Consider the following 14,013-nt stretch of genomic DNA (forward strand, 5'->3'; position numbering starts at 1 on the left):
TTACTTAAATAAGTGTTGTATTTCATTCCAGATTCTATTTGTTATATGCGCCATTCCAATATCTGAAGGGTGCATCCCCACTCCTTGATTTTGATATTGCTGAATGGCGGTATTTTCATTTCTGTCTTCATAAAGACCCTGAAGGTCTACGTATATCCAGTTGTTGCGGGCACAGGCTTCCTTCATGATCTCATCTACATGTTCATTTGGCCAGAAGCTGCCTGCCAGACAAATTTTAGTTTTCTTACCCGCTGACAATTCATTAGCGAAGCGATCCAGGTGCTCCCCTAAAAGGTGTTTTACCGCAAGGGTATCGTTGATGTTCTCCCCTATTTCCAGCACAATTAAATCTGGATTCCAGTCTCTGAATTTTTTAAAATCCTTTTGATCATATTTCCAGAATTTCCGCTCAAAGGAGTCGGCAATATTGGCCCATTGAAATTCAGTCCGGGGACTAACCGCTTTTATCTTTGACCTCAATAAGTGGACAAAATCCTTTTCCGCTGCCGTTGCTGCCATCCCCCAGTTGCCTTTCCAGCCCACAGCAGGTTTCGCCCCATGCCAGGCAATGCTGTTTCCCAAAACCAATACTTTTAAGGGAATAGGATCCGCCAGGCCACGTCCGTAAACACGGAGGCTTACAGTTAAAATCAAGCTGTAAAAGACAGTTAAGGCTATATTTTTAAATATTTTTTTTTGGTTAAACAGTGGCTCTTTTTTCATTTTCGTTTTCCTTCTTTTAGGTTCATTTATTAATCATAAACCCCTTTAATCACACGGGCAGGAACGCCGGCTATAATTGAATTTGCAGGCATACTTTTGGTGACCACTGCTCCGGCAGCTATGATTGAATTGTCCCCAATCGAGACACCGGCCAGAATAGTCACCTTGGCTCCAATCCAGCAATTCTCTCCAATGGTAATTTTAGCACGGGTAGTCCCTTGATTTTTGATCAGTTTAGTCGGGTCATTGTAATTGTGATTTTCCGGGTGACAGCTAAAATATTGTCCGATGATGGTGTTGTTTCCGATGGAAACCCCACCAGAACCACCAATGCTGGCAAATTGCCCGATTCCTACCTGTTTACCAATATGAATAAACTCTCCTAAATTGTTAAATGAAGTAGAAATGACCACTTGTGAGTAGGCCCCAATGCCGGAAGAATCTCCAATGATCAGTTTCCCTTTACCCAGGCCACTCAAATAGACACCGGCATCAATTTTAACCCATTTTCCGATACTGATGTGCTGGTTATTGAAAGTCCGCACCCCTCTGCCTAAAAAGATAGGTTTCGGCTTTTTCAAATGAAAAATCTGGAACAACAGTCCTCTTAAAAGCTCAATGCTTTTGCTGACTGCCAGATTGAACAAGGTTCGGCTACTGATGTTTTCATCAAATTTGAAGGAAGGATTTCTCTTCCTGATTATCGATTGAAATATTGCTTTCATTAACGTAATGATTTTTTTTAAAGCTTTTAAACAAAGTTGGGTTATGGGTTCAGGAACAGGCTGTCGGTATCCAGTTAATCTGAGGATCCTAAAGCCTTTTTCACAGCCTCCAGGAGTCCGTTTTTATAGATAAGTGATGGTGTTAACCACGCTCCTTCACCGTATTCATTCCAGGCATAGAGTACTGCAATCTGATCCTTTGATCTGGTCGGATTGTTTTCCAGAACCCAATCTTTCAAGCCCTTAACAGACTGAAAAACCGATGCCGGAGCATAACCTTTAAAATGAGGAGAAGGCTTTTTTATTTTATTTATTTCATCCCATGCACGTGGGTCCCAGTTTAAAGTACTCACGGGGATGTAAGGCATGTCAAACTTTAAAAACTGAGACCATACTGCCCGTTCCCGCTTACTTATTGCCGTGATCGGACTAACCGATTGTCCATTGATTAGTGTCTGGTCATGGTAATTATACCCGGTCAACACATCAAATCCGGCTTTTTTAGCCAGTGCGACTTCCTTTTCATCAGGAGAAAGACTGATTCCGATATTTACGCCTTTTAATCCTCTTTTTACCGCTCCCGCTCTCAACTGATCCAGGGCTACTTTAATTTTTGCAGCGGAACCAAATGAGCTCATGAGCATTTTCAGACTTAAAAAAGTAATCAAAGGTTTATCATTAAATTTCAGATGAGCATCCATCTCAAAGAGGTCGAGCCATATTTTTGAGACTTTATCCCAGTCGGCAGGACCGATGATATATCCATAATGATTGGACACCAGCAAATTGAATTTTAAACCCTGTTTATCTTTTAAATTGACAAATAACCGAAGCGCATTATTTCTGGGTTCCGCCAGATTCTGCTTACCAAGCTCAGAGTAGTACCAGCAAAAGGTGAAAAAATCCAGGTCTGCATTTACTGCGGCAGTCACCTGTTTACGAATGCCAGCCGGCGTACTGGTTACCCAGCCCCAAACCGGAGCGCGTTCCTTATAATCCTCCTTTAATGACCTGGAAATATGACTTGTTTTACCTGTCCAGCCATCAAAATAATAAGCACCAACTTTCAATTGAGCACCAGTATTATTTTGCCCGTAAACAGGCGCACCAGGCGCTGATAATAATGCCAGAGAAACCAGAAAAGAGCAGAAGATTGTTTTTTTCATTTGATTTTTATGTTATTACATTTTCAATGTTAGTCCTTCGCAGGCCGGCTCATATTCAGACCAATTCATTTTTTGGATCTGCTCATTTTCAGGCGGGCCCGTTCTAAAGCCAGCCGGTTATCAGGCCGATTCCTTTTTAAAGGCTTCATCCAGTTTTTTATAAAATCCGATTAAAGAAAACTTTTCTTCAAACACCATTTTGGCATTCCTGCCATGTTTCTTTAACAATTCAGGATCATCAATATATTGGCTAATGGCCTTTATAAACGCTGCTTTATTATTTGGCTCAAATAAGAAACCACTGTATCCATGTTCAATAATTTCGGGCAAACCACCATGATTGGCAGCAATAACCGGTTTGTTTAAGCTCATGGCTTCAATAGCAATTCTACCAAAAGGCTCTGGCCTGGTACTTGGTACAATGGCTACATCCGACCAGCTATAAATTTCTGCCGTATCCCGGACAAAGTCCATAAACTCGACTTTATCAGTTAAGCCAAGCTGCTTTACCTTTTTCTTTAAATCTTGTACCATTTCCTCATTTCCAGCAGAGGTACTGCCTACGATTCTCAACAATACATCCGCATTGGGTATTCCAGACAATGCTTCTATGGCGAAATCCTGCCCTTTCCAGCTATTGATCCTGCCAATCAACAATATCTTTAGCGGTGCTTTTTCCGGTTGTTTAATTCCTGATCCGGCACTTTCTTTTTCAGTGTCAACACGTTTAGTTATTTCATTTCCAGCGGTTATTTCATTTCCAGAGGTCAACGTTTCCCTTTCAGAGATCAGCGACTCATTTCCGGTGACCAGAACGTCATGCTCAGGAGAAACCAGCGCTATTTCAGCCGGACTCTTTTTAGCAAAGCCTTCAAATGCATTGTGAATAACCAGACTTTGGGCTAAAGGACTAAAGCTATTTAACGTAGATTGGGAGTTGAATATGATTTTAGCTTTCGAACATTTCAAAAAGAACGACAGCACTTTACTGATTATACCATTTGGAATTTCCCTGATATGAATGATTTTCATTTGCTTCAGGAAGGGTGCCAGCAGGTAAAAGTCCAGGATCACCGAAGTGTTCACATAGACCACATCGTATTGGTCAAACAGTTTCTTTTTAGCTGAAAATGAAAATAAAGGAAATATGATTTTCCCCCACTGGAGTTTCATCAAATAGGTTTTACTTAATAAAGAGAGGTTCATGAAAATGATTTCCACCTTTAATTTTTCCAGTTCATCGACCAATGGGCCATTTCGCGGAAGAACAACGGTTATCTTTTCAAAATTGGGTGACAGGCTCAGGTAATTTACTACCTGTAAAAAACTCCGGTCAGAACCATACATATCAGCACTCTGGTGCACACAAATAATATTCATTATTAAGCGATTATATTTTAGAATTCTATTTCAATGATGATTTAAACATCGCCATTGCTGTCTTACAATCATTTCTGTCCTATGATCATTCGGTTCTATACTGCGGTCACTCCTGTCTTGCAATCATTGTGACCATCCGATCATTCCCTCTCACACTGCGATCATGCGCTCCATGCTAACGGGCTAATAAAAACTTACTTCAAAAACCTGGTATCCTGATATTTAAGCGCCATTTTAAAAGACACGGCCATACTATAAAAATAAACCAACACCCGTGCTACCGGCCTGTCTGACAAAATCTTAGGCCAGGCACTTTTCAAATTCCTAAACCTACCTAACATGACATCGGCAGAAGGATTGGACCACAATACGGTATCATGAGCAAATTTGATGGGCAATACGCACAACTGTTTTTCAAATTTTGAGAAATTCAGCATAAAGCCGGTATCAATTCCATACAGGCTTAAGCGTTCATCAAATTTCATTTTATGGACACCAAACATCTTAGCGGAGATCACCATTCCACTGGTAATAGCCAATACATTCTTTGCGGGAATGATTCCCGTTTTTATCTTTTTCCAATGTTTTCCTTTGAAATAAACCCAGGAACCAGGGCTCACTACCTTTTTCTGATGAAGCACCAGAGGCAGGAAAAGCGCAACTTTCGGGAATTTAAAAAGAGCCTCATTCAGCTTATCAAAATAATAAGGAGGAATATTTGTATCCTGATCTAACAACAAAACATAATCATAAGTATGAGCTGACAGCACCTGATTATAGAGTTTTGACAACCAGGTATTTTCCGCTGTCCATCGGTATTGAAACTGACCAAAATCCTTTTCAAGTTCATTGATCTGAACTTCCGGACATTTCGCCGGACTGTTATCCCAAATCACCAGCTCGATTTCAAACAAATCCCTGTGCTGTAGCAACAACGTTTTAATCGTTGGGGATTCGGAAATCATCTTTTTATACAACACCACTAAAACGAGTAATTTTGGTTTAGCAAACTGCTCTTTTATTCCGGTAGCTGCTGTCTTTTGATGAAATGCTGGTGACTGTTTTTCAATGTTTTTCATTTACTTATCAATTTGTCTGCTGTTCAGGTTGATAACCAGGTAAATCCCGGTTACAGCTTATTAAGCCATATTAATTATATATCGCCAATCTTTTGTCCATCAGCTTTTCATAAGAGTTCTCTTCATTTAAGGTGTTCAGCGCATTTTTTGATAAGCGACTCCCTAAATCATTTGATTCAATAAGTTTGGCAACAGAAGAGCAGAACTCCTGAGCTGTATTTCCAATCAAACAATCCTTCCCGTTTTGAAAACACAGGCCCTCTACTCCTACTTCTGTAGAAACGAATGGGACTCCCATATTTACGGCCTCAATAATCTTCATACGAATACCACTACCAATACGAATCGGAACAATAAAAATGCTGTTTGCCAGTACCGCAGCCAGGTCTTCCACATAGCCCATAAAGTTTACGGAATCCAATTCTGCCTCATACTCGTCTATACTTGCCTGGTGCCATTTTCCGATGACCTGCAGCTCCAGCTTAGGGTAATTTGATTTTAATCCGGACCAGCAGTTTCTTAAGAACCAATCCAGTCCTTCTTTATTTGGAAAATGATCTTCTCCACCTAAAAAAACCAGCTTATGATCAAAGGAATAATTCATTCCGGAGCTCAAAGCTTTAATGGGAACAGGTGAAGAAACCAGACGTGCTTTTTTCAGGTCTTTTTCAAGGATGATTTTATCTACTTCTGAAAGTGTGCAGACCATATCAAATTTTTCCAGGGCAGACAGTTCATATGATTTATTCCTTTTATATACGCGGTTTAGAAAAGCAGACTGAAAACTAAAAAGATCAAGTTCTCTTTTTTCTCTTACGAATCTTAATTCATGATGCACAAAAATCCGGTAAGAACTTTGCGGAATATATTTTGCAAAAGAGATCAGCTGATGAAATTCTACCTGTACAAATTCAAAATTATTCTCCAGCAGGACATTCCTGAAATGGTCAATAAATGCGCGGGGGAAGCCAAAACTTTTGGACCTGAATAAGGTCGTATTTAGCTTAAGCAGGCGATCTAAATTTGTTTTACAAAAGGCATAAAACACGCCTTTTCCAATTAAGCGGTTCAGGAATTCCGAAAACCGGAACATCACCGAACTAAACTTACCTGAAAGAGATTGTTCCGTAATCAGGTAAGGCTTAAACTTCACATTCGGCCATAATGCCTTCAACTGCTCCAGATCTTTCTGATCGGCGGCTTTCATGGTAAATGCGATGGTCATATCAAAATGATGGCGCAACTCGTTATCAAATTCGAATTGGGCAATCCTGCCTCCGGAATTTAGAGGGAATGGCATATAGGGCGTAACAATTAATATCTTCCTCATTGTTGTCTATATTTAATTGAAAAAAAGGTGATGAAAAGAAATAGGGGTAAAATGGCGGTTGAAAATGGAGCCCAACCGCTAAGCCCATAAATTATGTAGGCTATAAACATGCCGATCATACTAAGGGAAAGGATTTGATTATGTCCCTCACTAATTTCTTTTTTAGCTTTAGAGATGTTGCCGAATAAAAAGCCGAGCCATAAGATCATGCCCAAAATCCCCACTTCAGCGAGGACAATCAGGTGGATATTATGGATAGGATTGATGGCAAAAAAATCATCAGTTGTCATTTGATTTATGATTCCCAGATGTTGGGAGAGGTAAGAAAGATGCCCGTTTAATCCAACACCGATAATCGGCGAAACATCAAACAAATGAATGGCCATCAGCCAATGCACCATCCTGTTGTCGTACTGATCCGAAGAATCGCTACCCATGAAAAGTTCACTCAAAGGAGAATAGGCGATCAGGTAAACCAATGCCAATACTGTTGGCACGACAAACTTCAGGACATTCCCAACTGAAAAAAGGTTTTTATGGGCATTTTTATTCAGGTAATAACAAGCAGAAAGGGTAATGATCAGCGCCAGATAAGAAGTCCTGGAGTAGGTCAGGAAAATGATCGCGACGCAAAGAATCAGGGCTGTTTTACTAGCCTTTTTCCTGAAATCATAAAGATAGGTAGACAGGAAAAAAGCGGCTGTAATCACCATGAATAAAGCCAGTCTGCCGGGGTGGTTAAAGAAACCTACGGCCCCGCTTCGGGTATCCAGTCTGGTGGCCCAGATCTCTGCGGATTCATGAAACAACTTTGTCACCGCAGAAATGCCCAATACCGGAAAACAGATGGCCAGAAAAAATTGTGCCCCTGTCAGCAACATCAAGCCATCAAAAAGGCCATTCAATACATCCTCCATACTCAGAAAACTGCTGAGCATTTTAAATAAAAGTATGTTTGACAAGAAGAAGATGGCCAGTACCCAGGTTCCGGTAGGGAAAGAATTGTAGGGATTCAGAAAAGACAATATCAGTAGCAGGCCAACACAGTTGACCCAGTTATTTGGTTTAAAGGAATACTCCATCCATCTCCTTTTTGCAGAAGGCAGTACCGCAATGATCAATCCTATGGTTAAGGAAATCATATAAATCGGCTGCACTGTTCCGGCTATCTCGTTGAATTTCGGGGTGTTTAATGCCTTTCCAAATTCAAATGGAATGCAAAAAATGAAAAAGCTCACCCATAAAAATTTAGTATCCTTCTTTTTAGATTTAAGGACTACCGATCTGAAGATATAGCAGAAGATGACTAGAAATAATAATATTCCTTTACCCATGCGTATAGTTGTTAGTTGTTTCCAGCTTTACGCTGTTAATGTTCTTATTGACACTATTTTGGATAGCCCCGAAGTTCTCCGTAAACAGGCGAATCTTCTCTTTTGAGTTGTCCAGCTTATCATAATCGATCAGGCAGAGGTTCGGATCAATTTCAAACAACTTCACCATGCCTTCAAATTTATTGGCGTAAGAAACGCCGAACATTGGCCTGGCGTAAGTCAGTCCTGAAATTCCCAGATGCATCCTTCCGGTAATGGTAAAATCGACCAGGGAAACGTAACCTTTCAGTTCCACCCCATTTTTGATCTGATCGGTAAAGAAGCAGTCCACACCTTTAGCACGGAAATATTCGTCCAGAATACAGCTGATGGTACTGTCGCTGGCCTCATCGCAAATCGGCCTGATGTCATGATAAAGAAATACAAACGCGTAGTTACCCGTATCCAAAAAGCCTTCCAACAGGCTCTTGAAACCAGAAAGATATTTATCAAATCCAATCTTTTTAGCCTGGATGGCATTCGGACAAACCCCGATAACGGTTTTACCATTTGCCTTTACCGCAGACACCCATCCCTTATAGATTTCATAAGTTTTACTTTGGTACACGGCCGGAAGATCCGGACAAATAAAAGCGATATCATTGGTCAGGATCAATCTGTCGGCAGGAATAAATTCTTTCATTCTGACATAAGATTCCACATCCCTGATTTTCAATTTAACGTCTTTTGATACTGCCGAAAATTTAGCTTTCACTACTGGCAGTATATTTTTGCTGACGCTAAATCCGGAGATCTGAGCTTTCACACCAATGCGATGCGCCAGCTCAATCACTCTCAAGCGGTTGATAGAATTGTGAACGCGATAAGTTCCATCCATGATATCTGCGCCAATCACATACACTAAAGCGCAGTCTTTCATTAGAAACAACAGTTTCAGAAAATTAACCTTTTCATTAAAGCCATCCAGAAACACCACATTTTTATTGATCGTTCTATAGTCTTCACGAATGATTTTATGACCGTTTAAAATACAAACCTGCGCATCATTTGCGAAGTTATTGATAAAGGAAGTGATCATAATATCTTCCCCAAAACCACCATTCAAATTGGCAGCAGGAAGCACTAACACCTTCCCTGCATCTTTTTTACCCTTTACAAAAAGGGAACAAAAAAGGGCTAAAGACCAGAATAACTCTACATAGATCCCTTTAAATACTTCTTTTAACTTGTTCATCAATTATATATTAAAAATTAATTCTATTATCTTACTTCAACGATGTCAGCCAATGGTCTACGCTCTGAAATAGCCACACTATAATTGTCTTTGAGGTTGCCCACTGCTAAAAACATGATCGGAGCACAGTCGCTATCCATTTCCATGGAATTTGTAAATGCTTCGTACTGCTTTTTGGCATAACTGGTATTCAGGCAACAAACTCCTAATCCCTGTGCATGTAAGCCCAGAACGATTGACATCGCGAACATTCCGCCATCGATATAAACCTGATTTCGTTCATAAGCGAAAAAAGAAGACAGCTTACCGGTGATGACAATTAAAGAGCTGATGTGTTCGCCAAAACCCTTGTTACCATTTTGCACATTCAAAAGTTTCCGCTTCAGTTCCACATTGGAATGTTCAATGACATAGACCTTCCAGGACTGCCTGTTACACACCGAAGGTGTATACCTGGCCGTATCAATTACTTTAAGTATGGTGGCTGTAGGCACCGGTTCATCAGAAAAATCTCTGACGCTATTTCTGGATTTGAAAAACCTTTCGTAATCAAAATTCAGGGTATCCAGAATTTCCTGTTTAGGGACCATCTTTGTACCTCCGGTTTTGTTCAGCGTTGATTCATCACATCGCAATAACAGCCGCTCCAGTTTATCCTTTAATTCTGCGGATACCTGACGGTGGTCTTCATCAAAGTTCAGGTATTCGCGAAGCGTGTAAGCGGTCATATCAGTAATCGCATCTACTCCGTACTTAGTCACATAATCATCCACAATATCGGCTAATGCCCCAATCCTTGGCCCGCCAAACCCCGGACGCGGTTCGCGCAGGGCCAGTCCTTTTTCCACCGCATGATATTCCTTAAGGATATATGCCTGCATCATTTCTTTACTTCTTAGCTTAAATGAGGCAGATTCTCTTTTAAACTTCCGATAATCATATATATAATCTTTAATAATCGACAACTGAGTTTGCTTCGATCTATAAAGCCTTTTAGCTGATTTTGGGACGATCTTTTTAATTAAATTTTTCATTCGGAGTGTTATAATTTTTAAACGGTGGTCATACTTAAATGCGCCGAAATCATTTTTCGGCGCGGATTAAGTTCATCTGGATTTTATATTTGGTTGGTTTTATGTATGTTTCAATTGTTTCTTTACCTGCAGTTTATCAAGCAAAGCCGGAATCATTTTTTTCAGGAATAACTTCTCATCGGCACACAGTCCAAAAAAGTAGATACTAATTGCAAAGACCAGTACACCAGCAATTCCGGTAAAGAAAAATCTGAACTCGAAATGGAGGTAAGAAACGGACAAATAGCAGGTCAGTATCAGTAGGAAAAGTGGGATGATGATTTTGAATATGACATTAGAAAAGTATAGAGAGATAGACATCCCTGCAATACTTCTTAAGAAAAACAGCCTCAGGATACAGGCAATCAATTCAACAAAACAATAGCCGATAAACACATAATACGGCGGGTATCCTAATTTTAACAGGCCATAAGCAAGTGGTAAAGCCAGCAATAAAACCCCACCCACTACAATTTGGTAAGCTTTCACTTTTCCCGTCGCCTGTACTGCAGACTGCAAGCCTATCGTAAGCTGATTAATTAGCGTTGCGCATAACATTAAAGAGCAAAAGACCACGGTATATTCCGGAACGTTCGTTAACCATAAGTTCAGGATGGTGTTCATTTCAAAAATGCAGGGAACGGCTACAAAGGCTAGCAAAAAGAATCCAAATTTGCTGCCGATCATAGACAGTCTCAACATCTTTTCCCTGTTATTAGCGCCTTCACTTTTCATGATTTGCGGATTGATGGCACGCAACATGGTCAGGGAAAAAAAGTTAAGTTGCGCAGCAACCTGGTTGGCGATGCCAAATGCAGCGTTGACTACTGTTCCTAAAAATATATTCAATAAAATGGTCAGGCCTTGCACCCTACCTAAGGCACACAGGGAACCGAATAAATTCCAACTGGCAAAGGAAGTCAGCTCTTTGATCAGTTTACGGTCAACGGAAAAAACACCTTTTAAAGTACAATCTTCATATTTACGAAAACAGTAAACGCCATATAGTAAAAAGCTGATGATGCTTATTCCTGCGGTCAATATCCCGTAAACGGCCAGTTTATCCTGCGCAATCACATATAACAAATAGGCAATTCCCAGTTTCAACAGTGTTTCCACCACATTCACAACTGCCACCCAAAGCATATTTTCATGAGCTACGAGTGAACCTGTAAAAGGAACGGCCAACACGGTAAAGAAAACCGTAACCGACATAAAATGATAAATCATCTGAGCGATATGGATTCTATCTGCCGGGATATTCAAAAATCCGTTGAACAAGAATAAACCTGCGATCTCCAGACCGGCAACAACCAGGACTCCGATCCCCAGGTGCAAAATAAGGCTGTTTGTAAAAACCTTTTTCTGCATGGTCAGGTCATTTTTCCCCTGATAAAAGGAAAGATAACGCTGGGTCGAGGTTGCCATCGCGGTATTCAAAAAAGAAAGCATGGCGATAAGTCCGGCGATCAGGTTAAAAACCCCATAATCCACCGCTCCTAACGCGGTTAAAACCAACCGTGTTGCATACAATGAAATCCCCATGGTAATCAACATCCGCGCATACAATATGCCCATGTTCATCACTACCTTATTTCCTGATTTCATTTGATCTGATTCTTATTTTTATTTAAATAATTTATTAAAAAACCCTTTTTTCTGAGGACTGGTGCCGTAGTCGCCATAGCTGTATCCATAACCATATCCTTTAGTTGCTTCGATATCGTTGATTACAATGCTTAATCCCTTCATCTTTTGACTTCTTTGCAAGTCATCCACAATTGTCAATTGTTGTTTTAACGTATAGTTTTGTCTCACCACATAGATGCAGACATCGGCATAAGAGGCCATCAATTGTGCATCTGTCACGATGCCTATCGGCGGCGCATCAATGATGATATAATCAAATTTCTGTTTCAATTCTTCCATCAGCGATTGCGTGCGTTCACTCAGCAGCAACTCTGCAGGATTTGGAGGAATCGGTCCGGAACTTACCATAAACAAGTTTTTCTGAATCTTCAGCGGCATGATAATATCATCGATATTAAGTTCAGTATTGGCAATATAATTCGTAAATCCAACCGTACCGGGAAGTTGTAATTTCGCTGAAAGCCCGGGTTTACGTAAATCCAGTTCCATCAGCAATACCTTTTTATTGGCCAGTGCAAGGATATGCCCCAGGTTAATGGCGACAAATGATTTTCCTTCGCCGGACATGCTACTGGTCAGCAGGATCACCTTCTCATCTTTGTTCTTAAAGAAGAACGACAGGTTAGTCCTCAATGCTCTGAACTGTTCTGAAATTGCAGAACGTGAACTGTTGGCAATGCCCATGCTTTCATCCTGGTGACTGATCTCTCCAATCACCGGAACTTTTGTTGCCTTGGTCACATCTTCTTTCAGCTGGACCTTATCATTTAAGAGGTCTTTCAGGTACATTATTCCCAGAGGGATGGCCAATCCAGCAATCAATCCAAAAAGGTACAGGTAAGCTTTTTTAGGGCTATATGGCTTGATTTCAGATTTAGCCGGATCTATTGTTCTTGAATTTGCGATGTTAGCTGTTTTTGAGATGGCTGTTTCCTCGCTTTTTTTCATCAGGAAGATGTAAAGCTCCTGTTTGATCTGCTGTTGTCTGGCGAGATTCAGGTAACTCCGCTCCATCTGAGGAACGTTTTTTATCTGACCTTCCGCCCTTTTCATTTGATCATTAATGCGGTTTCTGGCGATCACAAAGCCACTCAGTGTACTGGCAATATTGGTTTCAATATCTGCTCTGGCATTGAGAATTTCCTTATCCATCAATTGTATGGTAGGGTTAGATTCAGTTACCCCAATCATGCGTCTGGCTCTTTCTAAAGTCAGGGTATTGTATTTCTCTACAACCGCATTGAATACCATATCTGTAGGGACCAATGAACTTGGCAGCACTTTTTTATTCTTGCCTTCATCTTTTAAATAGTCTTGCAAACTACTTAAAACACTGATCTGGGTTTCTATTTTTCCCAGTTCATTAACATATTGCCCGGTGGTCTGTACCAGCAATTTAGATTGCTCAGACATATCCGCCAGGTTATTCTTCTGCTTGAAATTCTGGATATTCCCCTCCAGTCCACCCAACTCATTACTGATGTGTGCCAATCGGTTATGAATGAATTTCACGGTACTATCGGCTACTTCATTCTTATCTTTAAGGTTGGCTTGTACATACTTTTCAATAAGTTTTCCTAAAATATCTTCTCCTTTTTTCGGAACCGGATGATTTAAGGCCAGGTCAATAACGGTCACCAGCTTATTTTTAACTTCTACAGTTAATGCGGACATCAGGTCAATTACCCGGGAGTCAACAGACATAATGGTAAAGCTATAATCTTCATTAGCAGGCGAAATCGCTGGATTTTCAACAATCTGCACTACACCGACGTCTGGAATCTTAAAGGAACGATCAAAAGCGACCAATGTATCCAGGCCATCAGCTGTTACTGCTACTTTCCCTTTTTCTGCGAATTTCACTTTTACTTCGACGGACTTAATCGTATCCATCGGGGCTAAAACCTTTACCTGATAAGGGGATTCATATAATTCTACACTCTTAATTGCTCCTTTTTCATAATAGGTAATGTTCAGGTTCATATCCTTAACCACCTCTTCCATCAGGTTTCTGGTTTTAAGAATTTCTGCTTCATTATCTACGGTGCTTTTTGTGCCCAGAAGGCCTCCAATGTCACCTAAAAGATCGCCTCCACCTGATAATCCGGACCCCTTTTTCTCATCATTTACCAGTACCCTGGCTGAAATTTTATAGTAGGGCGTTTTATACTTCCCATATAAATAAGAAAGCCCAAGACAAAGGAGTACGGATAACGCAATCCAATACCAATTGTCCAATAAGCGTAGTAAGAGCTGTTTAACATCCAGGCCATCTGAATTTTCATGCGCGGTTTTATCTTCAGAATTTATATTCTTCAT

General features: G+C 40.5%; 11 protein-coding genes. All 11 read right to left on the reverse strand.

Annotated features, from left to right (window positions below; all coding sequences use genetic code 11):
* On the reverse strand, window positions 1-723 hold the full coding sequence (locus OQX61_RS18335; RefSeq protein WP_265843255.1) for an SGNH/GDSL hydrolase family protein: 723 nt from the start codon (window positions 721-723) through the stop codon (window positions 1-3).
* Between the two features lie 29 nt (window positions 724-752).
* The gene (locus OQX61_RS18340; protein WP_265843256.1) at window positions 753-1,448 is read right to left on the reverse strand and encodes an acyltransferase; all 696 of its coding nucleotides are present in this window, start codon (window positions 1,446-1,448) and stop codon (window positions 753-755) included.
* A 74-nt stretch (window positions 1,449-1,522) separates the two neighbouring features.
* Entirely contained in the window at window positions 1,523-2,614 is a 1,092-nt protein-coding gene (locus OQX61_RS18345; RefSeq protein WP_265843257.1) for a glycoside hydrolase family 99-like domain-containing protein, read from the reverse strand.
* Window positions 2,615-2,734: 120 nt separating this feature from the next.
* Window positions 2,735-3,994: a glycosyltransferase family 4 protein gene (locus tag OQX61_RS18350; RefSeq protein WP_265843258.1), complete on the reverse strand. Its 1,260-nt coding sequence runs from the start codon at window positions 3,992-3,994 to the stop codon at window positions 2,735-2,737.
* A 194-nt stretch (window positions 3,995-4,188) separates the two neighbouring features.
* Entirely contained in the window at window positions 4,189-5,073 is an 885-nt protein-coding gene (locus OQX61_RS18355; protein WP_265843259.1) for a glycosyltransferase, read from the reverse strand.
* 70 nt (window positions 5,074-5,143) lie between these two features.
* The gene (locus OQX61_RS18360; RefSeq protein ID WP_265843260.1) at window positions 5,144-6,403 is read right to left on the reverse strand and encodes a glycosyltransferase; all 1,260 of its coding nucleotides are present in this window, start codon (window positions 6,401-6,403) and stop codon (window positions 5,144-5,146) included.
* A complete protein-coding gene (locus tag OQX61_RS18365) occupies window positions 6,400-7,737 on the reverse strand; it encodes an O-antigen ligase family protein (RefSeq protein ID WP_265843261.1) in 1,338 nt (445 codons plus the stop codon). Before OQX61_RS18365 ends, OQX61_RS18360 begins: the two co-directional genes overlap by 4 nt.
* A complete protein-coding gene (locus tag OQX61_RS18370) occupies window positions 7,730-8,971 on the reverse strand; it encodes a polysaccharide pyruvyl transferase family protein (RefSeq protein WP_265843262.1) in 1,242 nt (413 codons plus the stop codon). The genes OQX61_RS18365 and OQX61_RS18370 overlap by 8 nt, the downstream gene beginning before the upstream one ends.
* A 26-nt stretch (window positions 8,972-8,997) precedes the next feature.
* Window positions 8,998-10,005 carry a nitroreductase family protein gene (locus OQX61_RS18375; protein ID WP_265843263.1) on the reverse strand — a complete coding sequence of 336 codons (1,008 nt, stop codon included), beginning with the start codon at window positions 10,003-10,005 and terminating at the stop codon, window positions 8,998-9,000.
* A 99-nt stretch (window positions 10,006-10,104) separates the two neighbouring features.
* The gene (locus tag OQX61_RS18380; RefSeq protein WP_265843264.1) at window positions 10,105-11,652 is read right to left on the reverse strand and encodes a hypothetical protein; all 1,548 of its coding nucleotides are present in this window, start codon (window positions 11,650-11,652) and stop codon (window positions 10,105-10,107) included.
* Window positions 11,653-11,670: 18 nt separating this feature from the next.
* Window positions 11,671-14,013 carry a tyrosine-protein kinase gene (locus tag OQX61_RS18385; RefSeq protein ID WP_265843265.1) on the reverse strand — a complete coding sequence of 781 codons (2,343 nt, stop codon included), beginning with the start codon at window positions 14,011-14,013 and terminating at the stop codon, window positions 11,671-11,673.

It is taken from the genome of Pedobacter sp. PLR, assembly GCF_026239675.1.
Taxonomy (GTDB): Bacteria; Bacteroidota; Bacteroidia; order Sphingobacteriales; family Sphingobacteriaceae; genus Pedobacter.

What these genes read in the sequence shown, in the direction of transcription:
- OQX61_RS18350 (WP_265843258.1), bottom strand. Translation starts at nt 3,994, where the DNA reads ATGAATATTATTTGTGTGCACCAGAGTGCTGATATGTATGGTTCTGAC.
- OQX61_RS18375 (WP_265843263.1), bottom strand. Translation starts at nt 10,005, where the DNA reads ATGAAAAATTTAATTAAAAAGATCGTCCCAAAATCAGCTAAAAGGCTT.
- OQX61_RS18365 (WP_265843261.1), bottom strand. Translation starts at nt 7,737, where the DNA reads ATGGGTAAAGGAATATTATTATTTCTAGTCATCTTCTGCTATATCTTC.
- OQX61_RS18385 (WP_265843265.1), bottom strand. Translation starts at nt 14,013, where the DNA reads ATGAAGAATATAAATTCTGAAGATAAAACCGCGCATGAAAATTCAGAT.
- OQX61_RS18335 (WP_265843255.1), bottom strand. Translation starts at nt 723, where the DNA reads ATGAAAAAAGAGCCACTGTTTAACCAAAAAAAAATATTTAAAAATATA.
- OQX61_RS18370 (WP_265843262.1), bottom strand. Translation starts at nt 8,971, where the DNA reads ATGAACAAGTTAAAAGAAGTATTTAAAGGGATCTATGTAGAGTTATTC.
- OQX61_RS18360 (WP_265843260.1), bottom strand. Translation starts at nt 6,403, where the DNA reads ATGAGGAAGATATTAATTGTTACGCCCTATATGCCATTCCCTCTAAAT.
- OQX61_RS18345 (WP_265843257.1), bottom strand. Translation starts at nt 2,614, where the DNA reads ATGAAAAAAACAATCTTCTGCTCTTTTCTGGTTTCTCTGGCATTATTA.
- OQX61_RS18355 (WP_265843259.1), bottom strand. Translation starts at nt 5,073, where the DNA reads ATGAAAAACATTGAAAAACAGTCACCAGCATTTCATCAAAAGACAGCA.
- OQX61_RS18380 (WP_265843264.1), bottom strand. Translation starts at nt 11,652, where the DNA reads ATGAAATCAGGAAATAAGGTAGTGATGAACATGGGCATATTGTATGCG.
- OQX61_RS18340 (WP_265843256.1), bottom strand. Translation starts at nt 1,448, where the DNA reads ATGAAAGCAATATTTCAATCGATAATCAGGAAGAGAAATCCTTCCTTC.